We start from the raw sequence: 26500 nt of genomic DNA on the forward strand, positions 1-26500 counted from the left end.
GACTCAGTAGAGATAGCCGATGGATGCAGAGCGCGGCATGGACGAATCCAGCATTTTTACGCCTTGTCCCGGTGTCTGAAGATCGCCCGCGTTAACTGGCTCAACGACATAGGCGGTCGCGATAATCACCAATTCCGTTTCTTCCTGACTGGTAGATTCGCTTTCAAACAGGCGGCCAAACATCGGAACGCTGCTTAATCCCGGCACACCGTTGATCGTCTGGCTACCGGCGCTACGCAGCATGCCCGCCAGCGCAAAGCTCTGTCCGCTGGCCAGCTCTACCGTGGTATCCGCACGACGTACCGTTAATGCAGGAATACGCGATCCGCCTTCCAGCTGCACGGAGCCGACGTCGGTTAGCTCACTGACTTCCGGCGCAATGTGCAGGCTGATGCGGTTGGCAGACAGCAGCGTTGGCGTCATGCGCAGAATCACACCGTAGGATTTGTAATCGATGCTGACGCTGTTATTGGTGATCAGGACGATTGGCACTTCACCACCTGCGGCAAACGCAGCGGTTTCCCCTGACATCGCCGTCAGGTTTGGCTCGGCCAACACGGTCGCCATGCCCTGCTGGTTCATCGCGGTTAACAATCCGCTCAGTCTGGAGCGACCGAAGTTCAGGAAGCCAGTATCCGTTGGGTTAGCAAATCTCCCGGTCGTGGCGCTGAACAGATTAAGACGCGATCCGCTGCCTGCGGTCATGTTGCCGCTACCGGTGCTCAGTGATGCCGCCCAGTTGAAGCCCAGTTCGCTGGTTAACTTGCGGGACACTTCCACCACGCGCACCTGAATATTGATTTGCGAAGGCGTTTTGATTTTGAGCTGGTTGATCACTTTGCCGGAGGATTCGCTGGAGCCAGGCAGTCTTTCGCCACCTCCTCCACCGCCCTGCCCACCACCGCCGGCGGACGCGCTGATATAAGCCTGTATGCTGTCGATCACGCGCTTGGCGTCCTGTGGGGTATCGACGCTACCGCGCACAATCACACCGCTGGGAATCGAGGCTTCCAGTTGGATATCCGCACCGGGGAATTCACGCTTCATGCGTTCACCCAGCGCTTTCAAATCATGCTCGGATACCAGACGAATGGCGTTGATCACATTGCCATTTTCATCCATCGCATAGAGCGTGGTGGTACCAACGCTTTTGGCGTAGACAAACAGGTTACCCGGTGAAGGCAGTTCGAAACTGGCAATATTCGGATCGGCCACCAGCACGCTGTCCGGCAGCTCGCTGAGTTGCAATAACCGTCCCTGGTGCACGGTCAGTCGTACCTCATCGGTTACCGGCGCTACAGATACCCCAGCAGCCAGCGTAGTCGCAGGCAACATCATCGTCGTCAGCGTGACAGGCAATACCGCATTAAACAGGCCAGCGGCCAGCAATCGTTTGCACGTACCCCGAAAGTCCGATTTCAAAAACAGCGAAAACATCGTCATTTACTTAATTTCCGTAATGGGCTTCATTTTTCCATGAGCAGCTCGCGGCACCCCGCAGGCTGTCAGATTGCGTGTTCGTCCTATCGGGAGGGGAACGTCACCACGTCTTTTTGCTCAGCGCGATAGATTTTCACTTTGTGCCCATCAGATCCTGCTGAGAATGCACCGTAGATATCGGTTGCCAGAGGCACTGTGGTCACATGAGGTCGCCCTGTTGCAGGATCGACTACATCATCCAGATCGGCACTGCGCAGCGCCAAATGCAGAATGCCCAGCTCTTTGGCAACCGCCAGCGCTTCAGCCTGCTGCGGCGTCACTTCCAGCGTAACGGTTTGATAGGTTGCAGGACGAGAACGCACGGCAGACTCACGGCTTTTGGCGGTGGCATCAAGCACCGTACCGTCTTCCGCGGTATCAAAGCGTGGGTATATCGGCGTACCGGTTTTATCGTTCAGCGCCAATACGCGTAAATCGCGCACGATCGTTTGTGATGCCAGCAGTGGCATCACAACAGGCTGGTTACGGCTTGCAGGTAGCTCTGACTGATCGTCTCGTCTCATGCTGAGGATCACATCAACACGATCGCCAGCGGACACTAGCCCGGCATTACTCGCAATAGCACTGGTAGGAACGGAGATAGCACGCATCCCTTTACGCAGCACAGCAGCAACAAAGCCCGGCTCATTGGGGTTCACAACAGCATTACTGCTGAGCCACGCGCCTTCCTTCACCGTTTCACGCAGGGTCGCGCCCAATAGCAGGGACTGGCTGTCCTGACCGCGAACAAAGTTAAACGCACGGGAAACCGATTCATCCGTGGTCTGCCAACGCAGCGAGGTAGAATCAATGAAATCACCGGGATGCAGATCTTTCGCGGCCACCAAAACAGCAATTTTTTCCGGCGCTTTAACCACGACCGGAGGCGGCGCAGGGGGTTCAGAAGAGAGATGGCTACGCACCATCAGCGCAACAATGCCTGCCAGAACGAGCGCGCCTGACAGTACGTATGTAGAGTTCACTTTCATTTCAACTTGCCTACCCTAGCGTGTGTGTCTTAAAGCTGCGACAGAATTAAAACAAGGGAAAAATCAGGACATACATCGCGCCGAACGCAATGGCGACGCCGTAAGGTATGCCTTGAGAAAGATCGGCGGGCAACGCGGGTGGCATAGGCAACCGACTCTTGAATATCCGGTTGGTGGTTTGAATGCCCATCGCCACCGCTGTGGGTACGGTATTCAGCAGCGGCAAGCTAAGCGCCAAAACACCGCCAGCCAGCGCCGTCACCATGACGAAAACGATCTGGTGTCCTTGCCCAACCCACAGGCACAGCACACTCATCAGCTTGACATCCCCAGCGCCTAATCTGCCGGTGAGGAAAAGCACAAATCCCACAACCAGTACTGCCGCCGCGCCTGGCAGCGCCCAGAGCGTTTTGCGTAGTGCCAACATATCTAACGCACCGGATTGCAGGACATGTGAAGCGCTGAAAAACAGCCAGCCCAGCAATAAAATCAGTACCGCCTGATTCGTAATTTTGCGTACTAACAGGTCGGTACTGATACACCACAGCAGGCACCCTATCAGCAGTACCGTCTGCGGCCAGTGCGCGTAATCCGCCATCTCGCGCTTATTTCGCTGCGCCGGATGTACCGCCGCTGGTGCCCGTACCGGTAATTTGATCGGCGATTTGGCTGAATTTCTCATTCAGCGCTTTCACGAAGATACCGTCGCCGCCGAAAATAGCGCCGATGGCTGCCGCCATTGCCGCCGCAAGAATGCCGTATTCGATTGCCGTTACACCGCTCTCGTCACGCAGGAAAGAACGCAATTTTGCTTTCATATTTTTCATGGGAAGACTCTCTAATCCGCAGGCAAAGAAATCATGGCCTACTCGGAAATTCGGGGGGGTGCCATGATGATAATAAGATTAATAATGAGACTTATTATCAAGCGCCGCAAGCAGTAGAACATTAATATTCGTTAATCTTTCCATACAAAAAATTATCAATATAAATCAATAATTAACACACTTTACATTGCAGGAAAAATTAATAAATATTCATGTTTTTTGCAGGGATATTCATAAACGATCAAGAGAAAATGGTCGCGGCAAGCAGGGGAAACCCACTCACCACGCATCGTATTCATCGAGAAAAAAAGAGGATTAGCAGCGATTAAGGCACAGATAAACGTTCAGGCCCGGCTCTGAGGAGTCCAGATAGAGCTTGCCACCGTGCAGGTCGGTAATCGCCTGAACCAGAGATAATCCCAACCCGTAGCCGGACTGAAACCAGGTATCCAACCGCTGAAAGCGCTGTAGCGCTTTGGCATGCAGCGCGGGCGGAATGCCCGGACCACGGTCAGCAACACTCAGGGCGATCCAGCCACGATACAGCGTCACGCTCAACGTAATGTATTTTCCCTGCGCCGCGTATTTCAGCGCGTTTTCCACCAGATTGGCCAGCGCCTGAAACAACAGCGCCCGGTCGCCAAAGAGCTGAATGCCGGCTTTGATTTCAATCTTCAGACGACAGCCGCGCTCTTCCGCCAGCGGCTGATAATATTCGGCAATTTCTTCCAGCAGCTGGCGCGCTTCAATGTTCTCAAACTGGTGCACGCAGCGCCCGCTTTCGATTTCACCGATGCGCATCACGGTACGGAATAGCCCGAGGATTTTATGTACCTCGCCCACCGCCAGATTCAATTCATCACGAATATCGTTATCCAGCCCTGCCCGCTCCGTCAGGTTGAACAAGCGATTTTGCAGATGCGTCAGCGGCGTACGTAGTTCATGCGCGACATGGCTGGAGGTGCTGCGCACCTGCTCCATCAAGCGCTCAATCCGTTCCAGATTCTGGTTAATATCGGCACTCAGGCTGTCAAAATCATCATCGTAAGGCGACAGCGGCATACGCACCTGTTGCTCACCGCTGCTGTAGCGATGCAGCGCCGCGCGGATTTTCTCCACGCTGCGCAAGCGGCGTAAACTGAAATGACGGCTGATAAACAGGCAGAAAAGCAGTACAATAAACAGTCCGGCCCCCGCCACAAGCGGGATTGTCCTCACCCGCTCTAACATGGGTCGAATGTTGTAAGCGGTAAACAGCACGCCACCGTCATCCAACATCACGGACAAACCGATCAGATTGGGATCGTCAGGGCTGGAAATTTCGGCTTTAAGACAGCTGACATCCATCTGGCAATCGGTATGCTGCCGCATTTCCAGAGGGTGCGAGTTTGCAGAACGGGGGGTTAAAAGATGCATTTTTAAGGGATGATTGTGATACAGAATATCACCGTGTTTATCCATCACCAGAAACAGCGGTAATTCATCCCCTTTCGCTCGATTATCGTGCCGTAATTGCGTAATCAGGCTATCGGCATTCGTTAAACGCGACTGCATCGAGTAGTCGTAAATATTACCCAGAATAACTTCACGGACATGCGTTCTAATCAGCGTTTCACTTAATGAACTGAAGCCGACAATACACATCAGCATCATCAATAAGAACAGAAAAACAATGGTTATTGCCTGGCGAAAATTAGAGGTGCATAAAAAGCCGGGATATTGGCTTGCCCCCAGTAATTGCCAGTGTTTTATTTTTACCTGCCAGCGCTGCCCAAGCTTCTTTATTTTTACTTTATTCAGCGTGGCTGCCAACATCGGTTTTTTCCTTATCTACCGCGCCTAATGCGTAGCCCATCGCTCTCAGCGTTTTAATTAATGGATGCGGGAAGCCTTTATCAATTTTTGCCCGCAGTTTTGACATATGAACGTCGATCAGATTGGTCTGCGGATCAAAATTGTAGCCCCATACGCGCTCTAACAGCATCGTACGCGTAATCGCCTGACCCGGATTTTCCATTAATATAATCAGTAACTTGATCTCTTTATCGGTCAAGTCGATACGCTTGCCGCCGCGCCATGCGACGCGCTGCATACGGTCAAGTTGCAAGTCTTCAAAGGTCAGCATGGAAGGATTATCGACATGGCGTTTACCGCGCCGCGCCATAATATCCAGACGTAATCTAAGCTCATTAAAATTAAAAGGCTTGCCGAGATAATCTTCCGCACCAAGCTCCAAACCCATCACCCGGTCGACATCACGATCCAGCGCCGAGAGCAGCATAATAGGCGGATGACGCGAGCCTTGTAATTCACGTAATACCGTAAATCCATCCATGATGGGTAACATTCTGTCCAACAGAACGACATCATAAACTTCATCCTTGATCGCTTTTAATGCGTGTGCGCCATCATGCACCATTCGGCAAGAATGGCCGTGGGAATGTAATTTAGACCCCAGCCAATGGCACAGCACAGAATCATCATCAACCACTAATACACGCATAATGTTCCCCTATAAACGTGGCTTATTACCTAATTAATTTAGGGTTAATGTCCGTTTATTTTATCTGATCCTTCAAACAGCCATTCACCCCACACGATGTTGATACCGTGCGGGCCGTTTTTCACTTCTAAGAAAAGTCCTACGGATAATAACAATCATTATCATTTAGTGACAAGCAGTTTACAATCGCCTGACGTCGTTCTTAGACTGGACGCATAAAAAACATCCCCATCGCTTACGCCATGGGGATGCAGAGAAAGGAAAGAGAAGAGAAAGAAATCAACGCAGTAACGAGGATCGTCTCACCGCGTCTTACTCATTTTCGATCAGAAGCGCTTCCATCAGGTCGAGGTCGCGCAGCATTTTTTGTAATGTCTCATTGCTGATTTGCTGCGTGGCACGCAGATGATACAGCTCCGCACGTTCGGAATTCAGCGCAGTCAGGCGAAAACGCCGTTCCAGATTCTCAATCAACAGGCCATTTTCAGGATCGTCTTTATCAATGAGCCGTCGACGCAGATTACCAATGACGCGTGCGCTGACTTCTTTTAGCACCTGCTCATCAATGTTTTCCTCTCGATCGGCGGCCAGACGCTCCTCCATTTTGTGCATACTTTTGATCGCCACTTCTGCCACCGCCATACGCGCCATGCGGATTTCTTTGGCATGCGCGGCCTTGTCCGCGACCACCACACCGCGCAGCAGAAACGGCAACGCCAGCACACCACACAGCAGAGAAAACAAAATAACGCCCGTGGCGATAAACACCAGCTGATAGCGTGATGGGAACGCGGTGCCGTCCGTCAGCAGCAGCGGAATAGATAGCACGCCCGCCAGCGTAATCGCCCCTCGCACGCCGGCAAAGGACGCGATCCACAGCTCGCGCGTGGAAAACTCGGCAAAGATCATCGGACGCTTTTTCTGAATGTGCATGCTGTATCTTTTCATCACCCACAGCCAGCAGAAACGTAGCAGCAGCAGAGCACCATAGATAATCACGATATCGGTAAACAGCATCCAGGTTTCAACCGTTGGATCCAGTTCTGCCTGCGTCACCGAAGTTTCCAGAATGTCCGGCAATTGCAGGCCCAACATGATGAACACCATGCCGTTAAACACGAATTCCAACATCGACCACACGCCGTTCGCACGCAACCGCATCGTCAGTGGCGCGCTACGAATCACGCCCGACTGCCCGATGGTCATCCCCGCCGCCACCGCAGCCAAAATTCCCGACACGCCGATGTGTTCGGCAATCAGATACGACGCGAAAGGTAACAGCAGCAGCAGTACGATCTGCGTTGCGGCATCATCACCACTCCAGCGGCTGATAGCGCGCAGCGATTTACCGAATAGCCAGGTCACGCCGACGCCCGCCAGCAGCCCGCCCAGTGCGACCTGCATGAATTCCAGCGTCGCACCGGAAACCGTAAACACCATCGTGCCCATCGCAATCGCGACAGCAAATTTCAGCGACACCAGACCGGACGCATCGTTCATCAACGCTTCGCCCTGCAAAATGCCCATCAGCTTTTTCGGAATACGATCTTCACCGACGATGCCAGACAGTGCGACGGCATCCGTTGGCGACAGCACGGCGGCCAGCGCGAAGGCCGCAATTAGCGGCATGCCCGGCACCATCCAGTAGATGAAATAGCCGATGCCCACTACGGTAATCAGCACCAGAACCAGCGCCAGACCAATAATTTCTCGACCGTGTTTCAGGAACTCACGCGTCGGCGTTTTCCAACCGTCGGCAAACAGCAGCGGCGGAATGAAGAGCACCATAAACAGCTCGGGATTGAAATCAACGTGCAAACCGAACTGGGGCCAGGCAAGGATGGCACCAAGCGCGATTTGCATTAAAGGCAGAGGGATTTGAAAAGGTAAAATGCGGGTAACGACCCCAGACAGGGATACAACCAGGGTCAAAATAAGAATCGTAAAAAATATTTCCATGCTTTCCTTAGACGTACTCCTAAATCAAAAAAATTCTGCCTGTTAGCGAGCAAACTGCTCTTCCATATTTAACGCATTTAGCTCGGTATGAAAATGGATTTCTGGTTGGAGGAGAGAAGTAATTACTTTACTGATTATCACACAAGTTACATCAACCCAAAGCCAATAAAAGGGCACATAAAGTCGCGTTTGGTGTGAGAAATGCTAAGGAAGGGAAAGAAGAAGGAAAGACGAGGAATGACAGACCTTCTGGACGGCGCCAGAAGGTCTGTTGGAAAGGATTACAGCGCCCAGCCGCCAGCGTAGAACACCACCAGCGCGACAGCAATCACCACGGTGCCGATGTTCAGTTTACGCCATTCGCCGGAGAAGATACGGCCTAATACCAGCGCACCAAAGCCCAGCATGATACCGGTCACGATGTTACAGGTCAGCACGATGAATACGGCGCATACCAAACCGGACATAGCATCGACGAAGTCATCAAAGTTCAGTTTGGAGACGTTGCCCAGCATCAGCAGGCCGACGTACATCAGCGCAGGTGCGGTGGCATAGCCAGGCACCAGATACGCTAACGGAGACACAAACAGCAGCAACAGGAATAGCACGCCGACTACGGTTGCCGTTAAGCCCGTTTTACCACCGGCTGCCGTACCCGCTGCGGATTCGATGTAAACCGCTGCCGGAGACGTCCCGACCAGACTGGAGAAAATGCTGCTCACGGAGTCTGCGGTCAGGGCTTTACCACCGTTGATGATTTGCCCGTCTTTATCCAGCAGGTTCGCCTGTCCGGCGACAGCACGGATCGTCCCCGTGGCATCGAACACAGCGGTCATCACCAGCGCCAGCACGCTCGGCAGAACCATCGGCTGCAATGCGCCCATGATATCCAGACTGAAGATCAGTGACGAACCGTCAGCAGCCGTCAAGCTCGGCAACGCAAAGAAGCCCGCGTATTTTACATTCGGGTCAAAAATCAGCCCCAGAATAGAGATCGCGATGATAACCAGCAGAATACCACCCGGTACGCGACGCTTCTCTAAACCGATAGTCGCTGCCAGCCCCAGCAGGGACATAATGACGGGGAAAGAGGTGAAATCACCCAGCGCAACCGGCAGGCCGTCAATGGGGTTTTTTACCACCAGACCGACACCGTTGGCGGCAATAATCAGCAGGAACAGACCGATACCAATCCCTGTGCCATGCGCCACGCCCATCGGCAGGTTACGCAAGATCCAAGAGCGGATGCCCGTGACGGAAATGATAGTGAACAGCACCCCCATCAGGAAGATCGCTCCCAGCGCCACAGGAATGCTGATTTGTTGCCCCAGCACCAGACTGAACGCGGTGAACGCCGTCAGCGAAATCGCACAACCAATCGCCATTGGCAGATTGGCCCACAACCCCATCAGCAGCGACCCCAGACCGGCAACCAGACAGGTTGCAACGAACACGGCGGTAGGCGGGAAGCCAGCCTTGCCCAGCATACTCGGAACCACAATCACGGAGTAAACCATCGCCAGAAACGTCGTCAGGCCCGCTAATACTTCCTGACGCACGTTACTACCGCGCTGTGTGATTTTGAAAAAAGCATCAAGCGTGCCCTGCGAGCCTGCCTGACGGGTGGTGTTTGACATGGTGGTATCCCCTGAAATGCCATTATTATTTAAGATCGATTCTGACGGTTACCGCGGCCTTGCTCCGCGAGCGCACCAACATTGCTGGCGCGGCATGAACCGTATAGCTCCGCACGCAAACGATTAACTCGCTGCATGCAAAGCTGGAAAACGTTGCTATATCAAGACACTGCTGTATCAAAAACAGGCTGAACTAAAACAAGCTGGATAAGACGGTGTCAGGCAATGTGAAGCGCGTGATTATCCCGCTTCACCTGCGCTTATTTCAACTGCTAATCGAGACAATTTACCTATCTCACTTCATCTGTCCGATAAGGAAGCGCACAGCCAGTACAGGTAATGCTCAATCAGGCCACTCGCTGAAAGTGAGTCAGTATGAAGAAAAAGCAGAAAGGGTTTTTAGACGGAAATCAAAACAGTGGTTTACTCCTCACAAACTGATCGTTCATTTTTTTGTGATTCACGTCACAAAAAAGTTGACCACCCGTATCAGTGCGAGTATTCTTAAAAACGTGAACAGCATCACAGAAAACAAATCAACTAACAACGAGGAAATGACCATGAAACTGCTGAACAAAATCATTGCTATGTTTGAAAACATCAACATCAACTTTGGTACTTTCAACCAATAATTATTTAAGAATCGTGGGGATAAAAAGATGCGCGTTGTCCGCAAAATCAATCAAATATTAAAAGCGTTGGGCAAAACCTATCGCGGTGTTAACCCCCACGCTATCTTCCGTTAATCGTACTTAAGTACGTTAACCACCATAAAATGGCTGCCATCCGGTAGCCATTTTTGTTTCTGGTATTCTCTGAGCTTCACAGCGCGACATACGGATGGTGCTGACGCCAATGCTCGGCGATATCCTGACGACGGCAAATCCACACTCGCTCATGCTGTTGAATATAATCCAGAAAACGCTGCAACGCCCGAAAACGGCCTGGCCGTCCTAGCAAACGACAGTGCATCCCGATAGATAGCATTTTAGGTGCGGTTTCTCCTTCCTCATAGAGCACATCAAAACTGTCTTTCAGATAGGTGAAGAACTGATCGCCGCTGTTAAATCCCTGTGGTGAGGCAAACCGCATATCATTAGCATCCAGCGTATACGGCACAATCAGATGCGGACGCACCTCACCATTGCTTTTTTTGACCGTCATCCAGAACGGCAGATCGTCACCGTAGTAGTCGCTGTCGTACCAAAAATTGCCGTTATCGACAACCAACTGGCGGGTATTGGGGCTGTCGCGCCCGGTATACCAGCCAAGCGGAGCCTGACCGAATAACGTCGTCAGTACATCAATGGCTTTATGCATGTGCTCGCGTTCGGTATCGATATCCATGTGCTGGTAATGAATCCAGCGCCAGCCGTGACTGACCACATCATAGTTAGCCGATTTGATCGCCTCGACCACCTCGGGATTACGCGCTAATGCCATTGCCACACCGAATACCGTCAACGGCAACCCGCGACGCTGAAACTCGTTATGGATACGCCAAAAACCGGCGCGCGAGCCATATTCATACAGCGAATCCATCGACATATGACGATCCGCATAACTCGCCGCACCGATAATATCGGACAGAAACTGCTCGGATCCGGCGTCACCATGCAAGACGTTATTTTCCGCACCTTCCTCGTAGTTCAAGACAAACTGCACGGCAATGCGTGCATTTTCGGGCCAGTTAGCATGCGGGGGCTGCCCTGCATATCCGATAAGGTCGCGCGGATAATCGCTCTCAATGCCATACATCGTTGCAGCAGGTGCTGTGATCATATCCTTTCCCTTTTTTAACGCAGCGAACTAAACATACCGCTCAGCGGCTTGGCAATTGGGTAATCCAGATCGCCCTGCTTACTGGTCGTCAATCCCAGAGCCGACAATGACTCAATCAGCTTGACGGCAGCGCTAACGCCGTCGATCACCGGAATCGACAGTTCTTGCGTCAGTTCCTGCGCCAGATCGGCCATTCCACCACACCCAAGCACAATCGCACCCACACCATCCTGACGCAGAGACTGTATACAATATTCACGCACCTTGTTCTGTGCGATCCCGCTATCCTGCTCCAGCGCGAGCACTGGCAAATCGATCGAGTGCAGCGCAGCACAGTGATGTTCAAAGCCATAGCGCTGTAGTAAATGGCGGGCGATGATGACGGTGCGCGGCAATGTGGTAACAATCGAGAAGCGCGTTGCCACTAGCGTCGCCATATGCATGGCGGCTTCGGCAATGCCGATGACCGGTTTACTGGCGACTTCACGAGCAGCAAGCAGCCCAGGGTCGCCGAAGCAGGCAATAATGTGCCCGTCAACGCCCTGCGCTTTTCCTTGTTTCACCTGTTCCAACACACCAATCGCGGCTATCGCTTCGTCAAAATGCCCCTCAATAGACGGTGCGCCCTGAGAAGGACACACCGCGACAATCTCCGTTCCTGGCGATGCCACGGCGCGCGCCGCAGCACCGATCGTTTCGGTCATAGCAAGGCTGGTATTGGGGTTAATCACCTGAATGATGCAAGGTTTCACGCGAGCTTCTCCTTAATATGGCCAAACAGTCGGCGGAAATCCGGCTCCACGTTTTCATCCCGGTCAAAACGCAGGCTGGCAACAATGTCATCAAAATGCTGCGTCATTGCTTCCGCTAACCCTGAGACATTTTTATCCCGTAGTAACGCCAGCAGATCGTGATGATCGTGGCATCGACACCCCTGCTGCCACGGCGTGCCATAGGCGGCGATAACCAGCGATGAGCGCAGCGTCAGTTGCGACACAATTCCCGTTAGCACGGTATTGCCAGAGATCGCCTGGAGTTGAATATGGAATGCGGCAGACAGGCGGATCGCTTCTGCACCGTTTTGGTCTGCGTGTGCCTGCTGCTCTGCCACGATCAATCGATCTAACGCCGCCAGATGAGGAGACTGGCAGCGCAGCACCACTTCAGACAGATTGGCACACTCAATAAAGCGGCGAGTCTGGAAAATTTCCTGCGCTTCTTCAACGGAGGGCGTCGATACCTGCGCACCACGTTTGGGCGTTAACGTCACCATCTGCACCATTGCAAGACGTTGTAAGACTTTTCTAATTCCCGTTCGACTCACATCAAACACATCTGCCAGCGCTTCCTCCGGCAATTTTGTGCCCGGCAGTAATTGGTGTTCGACGATAGCGTTAAGCAGAGCCTGGTAGATAACATCATCTTTTTGCTGCAAAAACTGCTCATTTCCCAGTCCGTAAGTGTAGTTCATTCGCTTTTCTCGTTGTCATATTCTTATCAAATCGTACACAAAAAACATAAATCACGTATACAAGAAATTAATTTTGGCCTGATTAATGCAACTCCTTTTCTACATACATAACGTCATTCATTTCACGACTAGGGTAAAAGGAGCAGATTCCATGCCAGAAAAAATGATTACAGGTAATGGTAGCAACGCGTACAGCCCCAAACTCTGCAATGAGGATCTGGCACCGACACGTGTTCAAACCTGGTCTTGGTACAACATCTTTTCATTCTGGATGTCAGATGTGCACAGCATGGGTGGATACGTGGTTGCAGCCAGCTTTTTCGCACTGGGGCTGGCAAGCTGGCAGGTGTTGCTGTGCCTGCTGGTGGGCATCTGTATTGTGCAGGTCTGTGCAAATTTGGTCGCGAAACCCAGCCAGATGAGCGGCGTTCCTTATGCGGTGATTTGCCGTCAGGCATTCGGTGTCTTTGGCGCGAATATTCCCGCTGTCATTCGTGGCCTCATCGCTTTTGCCTGGTACGGGATTCAGACATATCTGGCGGCACATGCGCTTATGCTGGTTCTGCTGAAGTTTTATCCTGCGCTCGCCCCACTGACACAGAGTCACTGGCTCGGCCTGTCCGCACTGGGATGGATCTGCTTTGGCATCATGTGGTTCCTGCAAGCCCTTGTGTTCTGGCATGGCATGAACGCGATTAAACGCTTTATTGATTTTGCAGGCCCGGCGGTTTACGTGGTGATGACGGCACTCGCGATCTGGATTGTTTACCAGACCGGATGGGAGAATATTTCTTTTACGCTGACCAGCAAAACACTCACGACCAGCGAGCAACTTTGGCAAATGCTCACCGCCACTGCACTGGTTGTTTCCTACTTTTCCGGCCCGCTGCTGAACTTCGGTGACTTTTCTCGCTACGGTAAAAGCATGCAGGAAATCCGTCGGGGCAACCGCTGGGGTCTGCCGTTCAATTTTCTGCTGTTCTCTATTATCACCGTGGTGATTGTTTCCGGAACACAGTCATTATTCGGCCGCATGATTACCGACCCGATTGAAACCGTCTCGCATATTGACAGCGGCTTTGCCGTCGCGCTTGGCGTGCTGACCATGATTATCGCAACCATCGGGATCAATATTGTTGCTAACTTCGTCTCATCAGCGTTTGATTTCTCCAACTGTTCACCGCAGCGTATCAGCTTCCGCACGGGCGGAATGATCGCCGCTGTCGGCTCCGTACTGCTCACACCGTGGAACCTCTTCAACTCGCCAGAATTAATTCACTACACGCTCGACGTACTCGGTGCCTTTATCGGCCCGCTGTTCGGCATTCTGCTCATGGATTTCTATGTCATCAAAGGCGGGAAAATCTATGTGGACGATCTGTTCGACGCGACGCCAAAAGGGAAGTACTGGTATCGAAATGGCTTCAATCCCAATGCGATAATGGCATTGATTCCCGCGGTGACCATTGGGTTGATAATCACCTTCACGCCACAGTGGCGTGACGCAGCCAACTTCAGCTGGTTTATCGGCGCATTCCTTGCCGCTGGCTGCTACCGCTATCTGGCTCGCCACGAATACGTTGGTGCAATGAAAAAATCCTTCGCTCCACGCGGGCTACTGTTAGAAAAAGAATAAAGCACCATCAGCAACGCCGCACCGCGTGAAAACCGGTGCGGCACTGCGTCTCAGGCGTAGTTCGTATCAGGCATAGAGCGACATTTCACCTGCCGGACGGGTTTTAAAACGACGATGCAGCCAGAGATACTGCTCAGGCGCACGCATGATTTCTGTCTCAATCACCTTATTCATGTAGCACGCCGCAGCCTGCTCATCGTGATAAGGATAATCCTGTAATTCAGGCTGAATCACCAGTTGATAACCCAAAGCATTGGGCTTGCGGATCAGCACTGTTGTCATCATCGCCGGTTTTGCCAAACGGCTAATGGTATACGTGCCGCTAGTGGTCGCCGCATTTTTCACCGCAAAGAACGGCGCAAAAACGCTACCTTTAGGGCCGTAATCCTGATCGGGCGCGAACCATACCGCTTCACCCCGTTTTAGCGCTTGTACCATGCCACGCAGATCTTTACGGTCGATCATCGCTTTGTTGGAACGAGAACGTCCCCAGGTTTGGACCATTTCCATCGCTTTATTATTGTGCGGACGGTACATCGCCATCATTGGCTGACACAGCCCCATCGCCCTGCCACCCAGTTCCAGCGACATAAAGTGAATACCAATCACCATTACGCCCTGACCTTTTGCAGTAGCGTGCTGTAAATGCTCCAGCCCTGAAACATCAAACCACTGGCGCACGCGGCGATCGGACCAAAACCAGGCCATGCCGGTTTCAACCAATGCCATTCCGAGCGAAGCAAAATTGCTGTCGATCATCGCTTCTCTTTCGTCATCAGAGATCGTAGGGAAGCACAATTCAAGATTGCGTCTGGCAATCGACACCCGGCGTTTCAGAAAAACGCGGGATAGACGACCCGCACTGCTTCCGAGCTTCATCAGCAGCGGGTAAGGGAGTTGAACTAATAAAAACAGCACGCCAAGGCCGAACCAAGTCATCCAATAGCGCGGGTGGAGTAATGCCCAGGTAAATGTTTGCTTAATCTTCATGATACTCGTCTTTAAGTGATTAACAGCGTACCGCATAAAGAGTCGTTCTCATCGCGCTACATCTATCATGACACTTTTTTATAGGGATCGTTTCAACTGTGTGGAAAACTGTTTCTGACCGTTATCGCGCGTGAGGTTAAAAAGCAGGATAAACATGCTGATAACACTGAGGGGATTTTGAGCAGCCGATGAACGGTTAACGGCAGCGGCATCATACCCGATTTACACTTAATAATGGAGTGGTCGGACAAGAAATATTCGCAATATCACGCCGCCTAACGCTACCATCTTGGTATATGTCAAAAACAGCTATTGGCTTTCTGGCAGCGAAAATAGGCTGGCGGCAAGCCACAACATAATCAAGGACTTGATGGAAAATGACTTTTTTTCTCCCTTCTCGCCTCCCTATGCTAACCGCATTGATCACCGGGATGCCTATTCTGGCGTTTGCCACCACCTTCGCCGATAGCACTTTCTTTCATAAAGACTGGGAAGTGGTCTGTGATAACACGCTAACGTGTCGGGCTGCCGGCTACTCGCCAGAAGAGAAGTACACGGGAGAAGATAAGGAAGCACAGGACGTCTCGATTCTCATCACACGCCATGCTGGGCAAAATACGCCAATAACGGCCGACGTTACGCTCGCTGAGGTAGACAAAGCGATGCCTCAAGGCACCAAACTCACGCTAACCATTGACGGCGTAGATAAAGGCCAGCTCACCTCAACCGGAGACAACCTCTGGCAGCTAAATGAGACACAGATTCCCCTCGTCCTACAGGCACTAAAAGGAAGCGGAAAAGTGGCGTTTCATCACAATGGCATCGTTTCCGAACTGTCTGGAGCGGGTGCCTACGCCGTTTTGTTAAAGATGGATGAAAGACAGGGTCGCATTGGCAAAACGGACGCTATCACCAAAAAAGGAAATGAAAGCAGCGCGTTACCTGCTGTAGCAACCCCCGTCATCTACGCGGCAGCAACTAAACAGGCACGATCAAGAAATCTGACAGACGCGGAACAGGCGGCCATCCAGAAAACGCTGCTTAAGACGCTAAAGGCAGATGACTGCGACAGTTTCCCACCGCAGGATTATCAAGAAGCAGAGCCAATTGAACGCATTCCGCTGAATGACAGCATGTCGCTGCTCAGTACTCTCTGCTGGCGCGCCGCTTACAACGAAGGCTACGCTTATTGGGTTATCGACAACGCTATGCAGACTCAGCCGCAGCTCGTGACGACAAGTGGAACAGGCTATGAAAACGGTGAGATTACCTCAGTGCAGAAAGGACGCGGGCTCGCAGACTGCATGAGCGATGAGGCCTGGACCTGGGATGGCAAAGCATTCCAATTGAGTCGTATGTCAATCACGGGCTCATGCCGCATGATCCGCCTCGGCGGCACCTGGGATTTACCCTACTGGACGACGACGGTGATTAAATCAGGAAAGTGAAACGTTGATTGGATCGCCGCAAACTTTTACCTGCGGCGTTTCTGGCTCATTCCACCGGAAGAGGCAAAGATGCCATCCATTAGGAATGTTTCGGGAACAATCAATCATGCCGTCAGCTCCACTGGCTCTTGCACGATCTGCGTTAACCCATGAACCTGGGACTAGCCCGCTCCTGATCGCCTCCCGCCAAGAGCCATTCGACGTTTGCGGATTAATTCCCATACGTAGAGAGATCTCCTCATTCCGCTGATCCAGTACCCATGCATCGGTAACGCTAATTGGGATAAGAACACGAGCAAGACCATCTTCTCTCATATAGCCTGAAACAGCACTGATTGACCATTCTGGAAATGGACTCATGTAGAGTGCAGGCTGGCCATGTCTATGATAGCGCCCTGCACTTTGTGGCCCTGGCGGATCAAGGACAGCCCCAGCATTCGTCGCCAACACAGAACGGTAGAAAACACCCTGAATTTGAAGAAAGTTTCTACGAACCATGAGGTTACTCTCCCTACCAGATGAATTTCGACCATAACAATCACCAGAAAGCGCGCTTAAAACTCTACACGCTTTCTTGGATTTTACTCTATGGCTTGGCACAGCGGTTCTCAAAATCTGTAAATGGAATGTGTATAGTATTTCAGGTGTCATCATTCCCTATACGCATAACTATACGCATCACTATACACATTAGGTTGTAGATTTAGATAGACGCGGGTTTTCCCCCAACGGCGGAGAATTAGCGCTAAGCCTTGTCATTACTGGGTTTATTGGACCTGGGTGAACGTTGAGAGAATAGAGGTTGGAGCGAGTGAAGGGAATCGAATATGCCACATAACTTAATGTAATTGTTTAATTTTTATGATTTGAAAAAACCAGACTAATCACATTCCTATACATATCTCTCTTCAACAACCACTTAGACAACTAGAAGATAATAAGGCGTTAGTCAACATGCACCGCATACAGAATTTTAAATTTGATAAAATCATACGTGGCTATGAGCAAAGCTCCTAAACTGCATCACAACTCAAAAATGCAAGCCATTAGCTTAGGATATATCTTTTTATTGCTAAATATTCCATCACTTTTCCATTCCAGTGTTCACTGGATTTCCCCATGGAGTCAATCAACTCATCAAAAAGGAATTCTCTATTATTTGATATAATCTCTTTATCAGGGATTCCTTCAGGCGATATCTTATGAAGATGCATCATAACATTAAATTTTTGAGTTTCACTTGCTGAGTCGTTTCTAGAGCAATCATCAATTATTGACGTTATTGATATATTTTTACCTCGAGAGACCTCAATCATGAATTCAAATTCATCTATTGTCATATAATAAATTCTATTCTTACTTATGGAAAGGAAACCATGCTTATTTTCAATCATATTAAAAAGTGAATGATCTAACATTTCCTCAATCGACTTACCAGTGGAAATATAATGATCCATGTGAGTTATTATTATTAAAGAATCACGTTCAGATATAGGTTTTTTGTATATTTCATTTATTGCTCTCGCACAGTCTTGTGCCTTGTATGACACCTTTAATAAAGCTATTACTCAACCGTTGTTTAATGTGTAGGGGCGTATTTGAATACTTTACTGTTTTATCTGGCTCGATCGCTTTTGAGTCAATATATACATTACCTTCAGTTTCGCAAACAACAAAATCAACAACTTTAGTTTTTTCAGATATTTTATTGTCTCTATACAGCTTGATAAGCTCATTTTCTACAATAACATCAGATGAAAGTTCACCTAGTAAAGTCGCTATATAAGACTCCATGACACGTCCAAATTTATCCTTATAGTTTGAACCATCCTCTTTTTTTAGCACTGAAGGAACTAGGGCTGCGAGAGAGGCTCTTAAAAGATGTTTGCTTAGTATAACTAAGCCATCATCTGTATGAATGAAGGGTTTATTCAACATTGGTGGATCTAAATAGTATTCAATCTCTTTTGACTCAAAATCTTTAAATTCACTCAAAAAGCTTCTTAATTCAACCTTTTTCACTGATACTAAATTTAAATATTTTTTAAAACATCAGCACCAAAACATGGAACAAGATGAATCAAATAAGTTTGCACAGGAATAAGTGTTGATTCTTTACCATCATCAATGCATGACAGCATCGCAAAGTATGCGCTAATTTTATAATAAGACTCAAGGCTTAGACCATATAAATCAAAAAACTTTTTTTCAAAATATCCGCCATCATAATTGCAATACCAATAATACTGCCGAGATAATGTATTTAACTCTAATTTCATAGGGACTTGATATAACTTTTGATTTATTAACATCCTACGTATACTTAATAACATCTTATTATTATCAAACAGGTCTTTCACTTCATTTTGAATGATTATATATCCTGTTTACTATATCAATAAAATCTCGCTCATGCATTGATACAGTTCTTCCTTTCAATGGTTCAGTAAACTTCCACTTTAGTGCTAAAAAACAGCACCATGGGAAATTTGATGTAACCCCATAATCAGGCTCTCTGATTTTTTGAAAATGTTGATAAATATTATAAAGAAAAGAATCGTCATCATAGGTGGATAATTTCTTTTTTATTGCTGCAACCTTTCCTTTATAATCTTTTTTTATTTTAACTTGAATAGGATGTTGTAACTTCATTAAATGCCCCATGACTTATATAATTATTTCAGAGCTATGTATCTGTAGTTTATAGCATCTTCCATAGAATAAAAACATTACCACACTTAAATTATATTCTGACAAAATCGGCGCTACACCGCACCCGCCTGCGGTTTTCGGATCATAAAAATTTTTCAGTTTTCTTTTTCTACAAATCAACCCGCCAGCCCGCGCCATTACTGGGCTTGTGCGCTTGGGTGCCAACTGAAATCATTGAAACAGATTTCAGTTTTGCCGCTTTTTTTCAGTTCTGGAACCCACAAAAAATTACGATATCAATTTGAATTTAAAGACAAATTATTATTTTATGTGGCGTGATGAAAAAATCAGGTAGGAAAATAAACGGATAGATACATCAATAGGCAAATGAATTTATAACAATCACGCTGTCCCTTCGGTCCGTTAGGTTAGGGAAGCCATAACCATCATTTCTGATGTAGACCTTGTCGCTGCTGAGTTCAAAACCTGTAAGCAACATCTGTATAGTTTCTCTCCTAGTATTGGAGTGACGCGTATAGTATTTCAGGTGTCATCATGCCCTATACACATCACTATACACATTAGGTTGTAGATTTAGATAGACGCGGGTTTTCCCACAACGACGGAGAATTAGCGCTAAGCCTTGTCATTACTGGGTTTATTGGACTTGGGTGAACGTTGAGAGAATAGAAATTGGAGCGAGTGAAGGGAATCGAACCCTCGTATGCAGCTTGGGAAGCTGCCGTTCTACCATTGAACTACACTCGCACGCAGAAGCGACTGGCATTATAGCGCTATGCCGTTGCCGAGCAAGTAAAAAACCCGGCAAAGTGCTGATATTTTAGCCGGTTATGCAGCGGTGGAGAGCGGTAAAAACAGCGTCTCATAGCCGTTGGAAATGACGTGCCAGGCAAAGTAGGCAAATAATAGCGCGGAAATCAGGCTGCAATAGAATGAGATCCGTTCTTTCAGCAGACGTTGGCCGTATTTCACCAGCGCGGCAAGGAAGAACGTCCACAGCACGCCGCCGACGAAAAAGCCCAGCAGAAACAGGCTAATCATGAAGGCTGAGCCATCGGTAGATTGCGCAATAATGGTGCCGCCAATCGCCGCAAACCACAGTAGCGCAGTCGGTGACGCCAGCGCCATGCCGACGCCGCTGAAGAACTCGGTATACCGGGCAGGGGGCGCAGTGAAATCCGCCGCATTCGCTTGCGCAGACAGGTCAGCGAAGCGTTTAACCTGATAGTCACGCCATGCTGCACGCGCCATGCTGAACGTCATCCAGAGCAGAATCAGCCCGCCACCAATCCATAGCACCCAGCGGACGGGCGTCAGGTTAAACACCACCGCCAGACCCAGCACCGACAGCGTGGCATAAAACAGATCGCCAAAACAGGAACCCAGCCCGATATAAAACGCCGAGCGCGCCCCGTGCCGCAGCCCACGGTTAATAATCGCGGTATTGACCATTCCCAGATCGAGACAGAGTGACAGGGATAGCAGCATCCCCGTGAAGACAACTAACAGCATGGTATTCCCTTCGAGCGTTAAGCAATAAGGCGAGTGTAGAGCCGAAGGGAAACGCTGTATTGTCAAAAATTGATACGGCGGAACTGCCCTGGTGTCATGGCGTTATAGCGATTGAAGGCCTTCGTGAAATGCGCCTGATCGGCAAACCCGACATCGCCCGCAACCTGACTAATCGCGGTGCCCTGCCGCAGCAGCTCCCGCGCTTTACACATGCGTCGCTGCATCAGCCACGCCAGCGGCGGCAACCCAACCGCCTGATTAAACGAGCGCACCAGATGTGCGACCGACAGATTTTCCTGCTGCGCGAGCTGGTCGAGCGTAGGGACATCGCTGAGATCGTTCAGCAACCCGTCTTTGATCCGCGTGATCCGCTCTGCTTCTTTGACCTGACCTTGAGACGGCACATGATGCTGGTTTTCCATCAACCCCGCGAGCAGCAGGATAATGCGCTCCTGACGCGTGCTGTCGTCCAAATCAGAGATGACCAGCTGTTTTAGCTCGGACGCCAACTGTGCTGACGGATTCCAGCCCCGTGAGAACCGAAAGGTTTGGTGGAAATAATGCTCGAATGCCTGTGGGTGAACATACAAGGATGCGCACTGCCAGCGGTCAAATTCGTTATCGCTGCCTTGTAGCTGATTGGGATTGTAGGTCGTCACCATATCGTTGGTGGCAACAAAGGTCTCTCCATCCAGCCAGACCGTTTCCAACCCGCTGAGATTGGCGCTGATGACGAACTCGTCGTGCGTATGCCGTGGAAAACTGCGGCCATTGGTTAACAGCGCCAGTTCGAACCAGGCATCGCGGTATGTCATCATGAGGGTGTTCCGGCAGTGAATGAATGCCTGAAAATAGCATCTTCCCCCGTCGGGCGACAATCACGAAATGACGGCAAGAATGCGGAGGGAAAACGAGGTGATAATACTATCGAGGTGAGATCGAGATACACGGGGCTACCACGGTGCGAGGTGTCCCTACGGGAACCTCATCCCCGTGTTTCCCCTAAAATTTGGCATTGTTGATAATAAAAAAACCGGTGCAGTTGCACCGGTTTAATAAAGTATGACGACAACGTCAGGCAGACTTTCTCTGTCTTATTTCTGCGGACGCATCGCTGGGAACAGGATCACGTCGCGGATGGTGTGGCTGTTCGTGAACAACATCACCATACGGTCGATACCGATACCCAGACCCGCGGTTGGCGGCAGGCCGTGCTCCAGTGCGGTCACGTAGTCTTCGTCGTAGAACATCGCTTCGTCATCGCCTGCATCTTTAGCGTTCACCTGCTGAGCAAAACGCTCTGCCTGATCTTCGGCATCGTTCAGCTCGGAGAAGCCGTTACCAATTTCACGGCCGCCGATGAAGAACTCAAAGCGATCGGTGATTTCTGGGTTCTGATCGTTACGGCGCGCCAGCGGCGACACTTCAGCTGGATATTCGGTGATGAAGGTTGGCTGGATCAGGCTGCTTTCTGCCGTTTCTTCGAAGATCTCAGTCACGATACGGCCCAGCCCCCAGCTTTTCTCGATCTTGATCCCCAGAGACTGGGCGATCGCGGTCGCTTTCTCCAGATCGTCCAGATCGGCAACGTTGGTTTCAGGACGGTATTTGCAGATTGCTTCGCGCATCGTCAGCTTCTCAAACGGCTTACCGAAGTCGAATGTCTGGTCGCCGTATTGCACCGTCGTCGAGCCCAGCACGTCCTGCGTCAGCGTGCGGAACAGGTTTTCCGTCAACACAATCAGGTCTTTATAATCGGCATACGCCATATAAAGCTCCATCATGGTGAATTCAGGGTTGTGACGCGGGGAAACACCTTCGTTACGGAAGTTACGGTTGATCTCGAACACACGCTCAAAACCACCCACAACCAGACGCTTCAGGTACAGTTCCGGCGCGATGCGCAGGTACATGTCGATGTCCAGCGCGTTATGGTGCGTGATGAACGGACGGGCAGATGCGCCGCCGGGGATCACCTGCATCATTGGCGTTTCAACTTCCATAAAGCCGTTATCCACCATGAAGCGGCGAATTGCCGCCATCACGTTAGAACGGATGCGGAAGGTATTGCGTGATTCGTCGTTAGCAATCAGATCCAGATAGCGTTGACGATAGCGGGTTTCCTGATCGGCCAGACCGTGGAATTTATCCGGCAGCGGACGCAGTGCTTTGGTCAGCAGACGCAGTTCGGTACAGTGGATGGACAGCTCGCCAGTCTTGGTTTTGAACAGCTTGCCGCGCGCGCCCAGAATATCGCCCAGATCCCACTTCTTGAACTGCTCGTTATAGATGCCTTCCGCCAAATCGTCGCGGGACACATACAGCTGAATACGGCCGCCAACGTCCTGCAAGGTCACGAAAGAGGCTTTACCCATGATGCGACGGGTCATCATACGACCCGCGACAGTCACTTCGATACCCAATTCTTCCAGCTCTTCGTTCTCTTTGGCATCGAACTCAGCGTGCAGACGATCGGACGTGCTGTCACGGCGGAAATCATTCGGGAATGCGATCCCGGTTTCACGCAGCGCCACCAGCTTTTCACGACGCGCTTTTAATTCATTATTCAGATCTTGCGCCTGATCGGCACCCTGTGATTGTGATTCAGCCATGTGAATTCTTATAACCCCGCTTTTAAACTTGCTTCAATAAATTTGTCCAGATCGCCATCCAGTACCGCCTGAGTGTTACGTGTTTCCACGCCGGTACGTAAATCTTTGATGCGCGAATCATCCAGAACATAGGAACGAATTTGACTACCCCAGCCGATATCAGATTTGTTGTCTTCCATCACCTGTTTCTCAGCATTTTTCTTTTGCATCTCAAACTCGTACAGCTTGGCTTTCAGCTGTTTCATCGCCTGATCTTTGTTTTTATGCTGGGAACGGTCATTCTGACACTGCGTGACAATGTTGGTCGGAATGTGGGTAATACGCACCGCGGATTCTGTCCGGTTAACGTGCTGACCACCCGCACCGGATGCGCGGTAAACGTCAATACGCAGGTCGGCTGGATTGATTTCGATATCAATATCGTCATCCACTTCCGGATAGACAAACGCGGAGCTGAATGAGGTGTGACGGCGACCGCCGGAATCGAACGGGCTCTTACGCACTAGACGGTGTACGCCCGTTTCAGTACGCAGCCAGCCAAACGCATAGTCACCGATGATCTTGATAGTGGCGGATTTCGTACCGGCCACGTCACCGTCTGACTCTTCAATAATTTCGGTTTTAAACCCTTTGGCTTCCGCCCAACGCAGGTACATACGCACCAGCATGCTCGCCCAATCCTGTGCTTCCGTGCCGCCAGACCCTGCCTGAATATCCAGATAGCAATCCGCGCTGTCGTACTCGCCGGAGAACATGCGACGGAACTCGAGCTGGCCTAACTTACTTTCCAGCACGTCCAGTTCTGCCGAGGTTTCATTAAACGTCTCTTCGTCGTCTTCTTCCACCGCAAGCTCAAGCAGACCGGTCACATCTTCCAGGCCCTGAGCCAGTTGATCGATGGTATCGACGATAGCTTCCAGCGAGGAACGTTCTTTCCCCAATGCCTGAGCGCGTTCAGGCTCATTCCAGACATCGGGCTGTTCCAGCTCGGCGTTTACTTCTTCGAGGCGTTCTTTCTTGGCATCATAGTCAAAGATACCCCCTAAGAACGGCACTACGTTCAGACAGATCCTGAATGCGGTTTTTTACCGGATTAATTTCAAACATGATTTTTTATATTCTTACGTTAAGTCGTTGACAACGGAATGGTGTAACCCGCCATTCTAGCGGATAAAAGGCCCATTTTATAGACTTTCTGCCCGCCGTATTCGGTTCACGCTATCAGCGCGGCCACAGATGTTGGATCATCAATTGCACCGAGCGTTTACCGCGAAACTCGTTAATATCTAGCCGGTACACCATTTCCACTTCTTTAATGCTCGGATCCGGCCAGATGGTGGTATCGATATTGAACGCGATACCGTCTAACAGCGGCACCTGCCCGGTTGCGCCGATCGGTTCAAACATCGCTTTCAAATGGCGCTCTTTGAGTAGGCGAGGTTGCAGAATGCGGAAGCAGCCATCGAACGTCGGTTCAGGGAACGCCTGTCCCCACGGCCCTGCATAACGCAGCATTTCTGCCGTTGAGAGCAAATCCAGTTCCGGCAGCACAAGTTCACCGTCAGACCAGACAACACCTTCAAGCTGGGACGGATCGAGCCATTCGCCAACCAGTTCGCCGAAACGCTGACGAAAATCTTCAAACCGATCTTCATGCAACGATAGCCCTGCCGCCATCGCGTGTCCGCCGAATTTCTGCATCATACCGGGATACAGCGTATCCAGACGCTCCAGCGCATCACGCAGATGCAGGCCAGAAATGGAACGCCCTGACCCTTTCAGCATACCGTCGCCCGCAGGTGCAAAAGCAATCACTGGACGATGAAAACGCTCTTTAATACGCGATGCCAAAATGCCGACAACGCCCTGATGCCACTCTGGGTGATACATCGCCAGCCCGTAAGGCAACTCCGTACGAGTGCGCTCCAGCGATTCGCACAGGCGCAGCGCTTCGACCTGCATCCCTTGTTCGATCTCCCGACGATCCTGATTCATTTCATTCAGTTCGTTGGCAAGGATGCGAGCTTGTACAATGTCATCGCTGAGCAGCAAGTCGACACCGATTTTCATGTCGTGTAGTCGCCCAGCAGCATTCAGCCGTGGCCCTAACGCAAAGCCTAAATCGCTGGCGACCAATTGGCTGGCATCGCGGTTTGCCACTTCCAACAGCGCCCGAATGCCCGGACGACATTCCCCCGCACGAATGCGATTCAGCCCCTGAGCGACCAAAATGCGGTTATTGGCATCCAGCGGCACCACGTCAGCCACCGTGCCCAGCGCGACCAGATCCAGTAATTCGGTGAGATTCGGCTTCGCCAGCCCCTGTTGCATAAATAAGGGCTGCGTAAACCAGTCGCTGTCACGCAGGCGCACGAACAGTGCCATCATCAGGTAAAACGCGACGCCTACGCCAGCCAATGACTTGGAAGGAAACTGGCAGTCAGGCAAATTGGGGTTAATCATCGCGTCGGCATCAGGCAAGATTTCGCCCGGCAGGTGGTGATCGGTCACCAGCACCGCGATACCGCGCCGGTGCGCATCTTCGACACCCGCGTGAGAAGAGATCCCGTTATCCACGGTCACAATCACTTCAGCACCCAGCGCGGCAGCCTGCGCCACCACTTCTGGGCTTAGCCCGTAGCCGTTTTCAAAACGGTTCGGCACCAGATATTTCACGTTCACGCCGCCCATACTGCGCAGCGCTAATACGGTGAGCGCCGTGCTGGTGGCACCATCGGCATCAAAGTCACCAACGATGACGATGCAGCGCTTCTCGGCCAGCGTGTGTTGCAGCAGGTCAATCGCTTTATCAATGCCGCTGAGCAAACGGTAATTCAGCAAACCACTCAGGCTACGTTCCAGCTCCTGCGCACCTTTCACGCCGCGCTGCGCATAAAGGCGACGCAGCAAAGGCGGAACGGTGTCAGGTAAATCAATGTCCTCCGCCAGCGGGCGCCGACGGAGTTGGGTAATCATATCCAC

General features: G+C 50.7%; 25 protein-coding genes and 1 tRNA gene. 3 read left to right on the plus strand and 23 right to left on the minus strand.

The annotated features are described in order from the left end of the window. Window positions 1-3: 3 nt before the first annotated feature. The 8 genes from QWJ20_RS07055 to QWJ20_RS07090 form a co-directional block, all read right to left on the minus strand. Window positions 4-1443, minus strand: a complete 1440-nt coding sequence (locus QWJ20_RS07055; protein ID WP_174866538.1) for a type II and III secretion system protein family protein — start codon at window positions 1441-1443, stop codon at window positions 4-6. An 80-nt stretch (window positions 1444-1523) separates the two neighbouring features. Further along, complete coding sequence (cpaB, locus tag QWJ20_RS07060; protein WP_249682866.1) at window positions 1524-2468, minus strand: Flp pilus assembly protein CpaB; 945 nt, start codon at window positions 2466-2468, stop codon at window positions 1524-1526. A 46-nt stretch (window positions 2469-2514) separates the two neighbouring features. Continuing rightward, window positions 2515-3066, minus strand: a complete 552-nt coding sequence (locus QWJ20_RS07065; RefSeq protein WP_109410770.1) for an A24 family peptidase — start codon at window positions 3064-3066, stop codon at window positions 2515-2517. 7 nt (window positions 3067-3073) lie between these two features. Continuing rightward, on the minus strand, window positions 3074-3295 hold the full coding sequence (locus QWJ20_RS07070) for a Flp family type IVb pilin (RefSeq protein WP_010285252.1): 222 nt from the start codon (window positions 3293-3295) through the stop codon (window positions 3074-3076). Between the two features lie 315 nt (window positions 3296-3610). Continuing rightward, window positions 3611-5110, minus strand: coding sequence for a sensor histidine kinase (locus QWJ20_RS07075; RefSeq protein WP_433992163.1), 1500 nt, complete (start codon window positions 5108-5110; stop codon window positions 3611-3613). Next, on the minus strand, window positions 5088-5798 hold the full coding sequence (locus tag QWJ20_RS07080) for a response regulator transcription factor (protein WP_433992164.1): 711 nt from the start codon (window positions 5796-5798) through the stop codon (window positions 5088-5090). Before QWJ20_RS07080 ends, QWJ20_RS07075 begins: the two co-directional genes overlap by 23 nt. A gap of 312 nt (window positions 5799-6110) precedes the next feature. Beyond that, on the minus strand, window positions 6111-7757 hold the full coding sequence (locus tag QWJ20_RS07085; RefSeq protein ID WP_039485846.1) for a Na+/H+ antiporter: 1647 nt from the start codon (window positions 7755-7757) through the stop codon (window positions 6111-6113). 281 nt (window positions 7758-8038) lie between these two features. Continuing rightward, window positions 8039-9394 (minus strand): NCS2 family permease, encoded by a 1356-nt coding sequence (locus QWJ20_RS07090; protein ID WP_095701634.1) that lies wholly within the window; start codon window positions 9392-9394, stop codon window positions 8039-8041. A gap of 215 nt (window positions 9395-9609) precedes the next feature. Here QWJ20_RS07090 and QWJ20_RS07095 point away from each other — a divergent pair, with 215 nt between their 5' ends. Then, the gene (locus QWJ20_RS07095) at window positions 9610-10026 is read left to right on the plus strand and encodes a hypothetical protein (protein WP_433992165.1); all 417 of its coding nucleotides are present in this window, start codon (window positions 9610-9612) and stop codon (window positions 10024-10026) included. A gap of 190 nt (window positions 10027-10216) precedes the next feature. On the opposite strand, the gene puuE is transcribed toward QWJ20_RS07095, so the two are convergent. The 3 genes from puuE to QWJ20_RS07110 are packed head-to-tail and all read right to left on the minus strand — an operon-like array spanning window position 10217 to window position 12647. Next, complete coding sequence (gene puuE / locus QWJ20_RS07100) at window positions 10217-11176, minus strand: allantoinase PuuE (RefSeq protein WP_275208028.1); 960 nt, start codon at window positions 11174-11176, stop codon at window positions 10217-10219. A 14-nt stretch (window positions 11177-11190) separates the two neighbouring features. Next, entirely contained in the window at window positions 11191-11928 is a 738-nt protein-coding gene (locus tag QWJ20_RS07105) for an aspartate/glutamate racemase family protein (protein ID WP_433992166.1), read from the minus strand. Beyond that, window positions 11925-12647 carry a GntR family transcriptional regulator gene (locus QWJ20_RS07110; protein WP_039513453.1) on the minus strand — a complete coding sequence of 241 codons (723 nt, stop codon included), beginning with the start codon at window positions 12645-12647 and terminating at the stop codon, window positions 11925-11927. Before QWJ20_RS07110 ends, QWJ20_RS07105 begins: the two co-directional genes overlap by 4 nt. Window positions 12648-12798: 151 nt before the next feature. Between QWJ20_RS07110 and QWJ20_RS07115 the strand changes: the two genes are divergently transcribed. Further along, entirely contained in the window at window positions 12799-14283 is a 1485-nt protein-coding gene (locus tag QWJ20_RS07115) for an NCS1 family nucleobase:cation symporter-1 (protein ID WP_120358730.1), read from the plus strand. A gap of 66 nt (window positions 14284-14349) precedes the next feature. On the opposite strand, the gene lpxP is transcribed toward QWJ20_RS07115, so the two are convergent. Continuing rightward, the gene (lpxP, locus tag QWJ20_RS07120) at window positions 14350-15273 is read right to left on the minus strand and encodes a kdo(2)-lipid IV(A) palmitoleoyltransferase (RefSeq protein ID WP_095701629.1); all 924 of its coding nucleotides are present in this window, start codon (window positions 15271-15273) and stop codon (window positions 14350-14352) included. A 377-nt stretch (window positions 15274-15650) separates the two neighbouring features. Between lpxP and QWJ20_RS07125 the strand changes: the two genes are divergently transcribed. Continuing rightward, the gene (locus QWJ20_RS07125; RefSeq protein ID WP_433992167.1) at window positions 15651-16721 is read left to right on the plus strand and encodes a DUF1176 domain-containing protein; all 1071 of its coding nucleotides are present in this window, start codon (window positions 15651-15653) and stop codon (window positions 16719-16721) included. Here the strand turns inward: QWJ20_RS07125 and QWJ20_RS07130 are convergent. From QWJ20_RS07130 to recJ, 11 genes are all read right to left on the minus strand, one after another. Next, window positions 16710-17219 carry an RES domain-containing protein gene (locus tag QWJ20_RS07130; RefSeq protein ID WP_433992168.1) on the minus strand — a complete coding sequence of 170 codons (510 nt, stop codon included), beginning with the start codon at window positions 17217-17219 and terminating at the stop codon, window positions 16710-16712. The two genes, QWJ20_RS07125 and QWJ20_RS07130, sit on opposite strands and share 12 nt — an antisense overlap. A gap of 548 nt (window positions 17220-17767) precedes the next feature. Next, window positions 17768-18178, minus strand: coding sequence for a hypothetical protein (locus QWJ20_RS07135; protein WP_433992169.1), 411 nt, complete (start codon window positions 18176-18178; stop codon window positions 17768-17770). A 52-nt stretch (window positions 18179-18230) separates the two neighbouring features. Next, the gene (locus QWJ20_RS07140; protein WP_433992170.1) at window positions 18231-18716 is read right to left on the minus strand and encodes a hypothetical protein; all 486 of its coding nucleotides are present in this window, start codon (window positions 18714-18716) and stop codon (window positions 18231-18233) included. Window positions 18717-18754: 38 nt separating this feature from the next. Next, window positions 18755-19000, minus strand: coding sequence for a hypothetical protein (locus QWJ20_RS07145; protein WP_433992171.1), 246 nt, complete (start codon window positions 18998-19000; stop codon window positions 18755-18757). Between the two features lie 82 nt (window positions 19001-19082). Beyond that, on the minus strand, window positions 19083-19373 hold the full coding sequence (locus QWJ20_RS07150; protein ID WP_433992172.1) for a hypothetical protein: 291 nt from the start codon (window positions 19371-19373) through the stop codon (window positions 19083-19085). Window positions 19374-20067: 694 nt separating this feature from the next. After that, window positions 20068-20141, minus strand: a tRNA-Gly gene (locus QWJ20_RS07155). Between the two features lie 81 nt (window positions 20142-20222). After that, window positions 20223-20906 carry a LysE family translocator gene (locus QWJ20_RS07160; RefSeq protein WP_433992173.1) on the minus strand — a complete coding sequence of 228 codons (684 nt, stop codon included), beginning with the start codon at window positions 20904-20906 and terminating at the stop codon, window positions 20223-20225. Window positions 20907-20968: 62 nt separating this feature from the next. Then, entirely contained in the window at window positions 20969-21724 is a 756-nt protein-coding gene (locus QWJ20_RS07165; protein ID WP_433992174.1) for an AraC family transcriptional regulator, read from the minus strand. 276 nt (window positions 21725-22000) lie between these two features. Continuing rightward, window positions 22001-23518 (minus strand): lysine--tRNA ligase, encoded by a 1518-nt coding sequence (gene lysS / locus QWJ20_RS07170; protein WP_039487301.1) that lies wholly within the window; start codon window positions 23516-23518, stop codon window positions 22001-22003. A gap of 8 nt (window positions 23519-23526) precedes the next feature. Then, a protein-coding gene (gene prfB, locus QWJ20_RS07175) for a peptide chain release factor 2 (RefSeq protein ID WP_433992175.1) occupies window positions 23527-24625 on the minus strand; the annotation gives its coding sequence in 2 pieces (ribosomal slippage) (window positions 23527-24549 and window positions 24551-24625; 1098 coding nt in all). Window positions 24626-24739: 114 nt separating this feature from the next. Continuing rightward, window positions 24740-26500: a single-stranded-DNA-specific exonuclease RecJ gene (gene recJ / locus QWJ20_RS07180; protein WP_277512853.1), complete on the minus strand. Its 1761-nt coding sequence runs from the start codon at window positions 26498-26500 to the stop codon at window positions 24740-24742.

It is taken from the genome of Pectobacterium sp. S5, assembly GCF_051707265.1.
Taxonomy (GTDB): domain Bacteria; phylum Pseudomonadota; class Gammaproteobacteria; order Enterobacterales; family Enterobacteriaceae; genus Pectobacterium; species Pectobacterium polare.

What these genes read in the sequence shown, in the direction of transcription:
- QWJ20_RS07055 (WP_174866538.1), bottom strand. Translation starts at nt 1,443, where the DNA reads ATGACGATGTTTTCGCTGTTTTTGAAATCGGACTTTCGGGGTACGTGC.
- cpaB (WP_249682866.1), bottom strand. Translation starts at nt 2,468, where the DNA reads ATGAAAGTGAACTCTACATACGTACTGTCAGGCGCGCTCGTTCTGGCA.
- QWJ20_RS07065 (WP_109410770.1), bottom strand. Translation starts at nt 3,066, where the DNA reads ATGGCGGATTACGCGCACTGGCCGCAGACGGTACTGCTGATAGGGTGC.
- QWJ20_RS07070 (WP_010285252.1), bottom strand. Translation starts at nt 3,295, where the DNA reads ATGAAAAATATGAAAGCAAAATTGCGTTCTTTCCTGCGTGACGAGAGC.
- QWJ20_RS07075 (WP_433992163.1), bottom strand. Translation starts at nt 5,110, where the DNA reads ATGTTGGCAGCCACGCTGAATAAAGTAAAAATAAAGAAGCTTGGGCAG.
- QWJ20_RS07080 (WP_433992164.1), bottom strand. Translation starts at nt 5,798, where the DNA reads ATGCGTGTATTAGTGGTTGATGATGATTCTGTGCTGTGCCATTGGCTG.
- QWJ20_RS07085 (WP_039485846.1), bottom strand. Translation starts at nt 7,757, where the DNA reads ATGGAAATATTTTTTACGATTCTTATTTTGACCCTGGTTGTATCCCTG.
- QWJ20_RS07090 (WP_095701634.1), bottom strand. Translation starts at nt 9,394, where the DNA reads ATGTCAAACACCACCCGTCAGGCAGGCTCGCAGGGCACGCTTGATGCT.
- puuE (WP_275208028.1), bottom strand. Translation starts at nt 11,176, where the DNA reads ATGATCACAGCACCTGCTGCAACGATGTATGGCATTGAGAGCGATTAT.
- QWJ20_RS07110 (WP_039513453.1), bottom strand. Translation starts at nt 12,647, where the DNA reads ATGAACTACACTTACGGACTGGGAAATGAGCAGTTTTTGCAGCAAAAA.
- QWJ20_RS07115 (WP_120358730.1), top strand. Translation starts at nt 12,799, where the DNA reads ATGCCAGAAAAAATGATTACAGGTAATGGTAGCAACGCGTACAGCCCC.
- lpxP (WP_095701629.1), bottom strand. Translation starts at nt 15,273, where the DNA reads ATGAAGATTAAGCAAACATTTACCTGGGCATTACTCCACCCGCGCTAT.
- QWJ20_RS07125 (WP_433992167.1), top strand. Translation starts at nt 15,651, where the DNA reads ATGACTTTTTTTCTCCCTTCTCGCCTCCCTATGCTAACCGCATTGATC.
- QWJ20_RS07130 (WP_433992168.1), bottom strand. Translation starts at nt 17,219, where the DNA reads ATGGTTCGTAGAAACTTTCTTCAAATTCAGGGTGTTTTCTACCGTTCT.
- QWJ20_RS07135 (WP_433992169.1), bottom strand. Translation starts at nt 18,178, where the DNA reads ATGGATCATTATATTTCCACTGGTAAGTCGATTGAGGAAATGTTAGAT.
- QWJ20_RS07145 (WP_433992171.1), bottom strand. Translation starts at nt 19,000, where the DNA reads ATGAAATTAGAGTTAAATACATTATCTCGGCAGTATTATTGGTATTGC.
- QWJ20_RS07150 (WP_433992172.1), bottom strand. Translation starts at nt 19,373, where the DNA reads ATGAAGTTACAACATCCTATTCAAGTTAAAATAAAAAAAGATTATAAA.
- QWJ20_RS07160 (WP_433992173.1), bottom strand. Translation starts at nt 20,906, where the DNA reads ATGCTGTTAGTTGTCTTCACGGGGATGCTGCTATCCCTGTCACTCTGT.
- QWJ20_RS07165 (WP_433992174.1), bottom strand. Translation starts at nt 21,724, where the DNA reads ATGATGACATACCGCGATGCCTGGTTCGAACTGGCGCTGTTAACCAAT.
- lysS (WP_039487301.1), bottom strand. Translation starts at nt 23,518, where the DNA reads ATGGCTGAATCACAATCACAGGGTGCCGATCAGGCGCAAGATCTGAAT.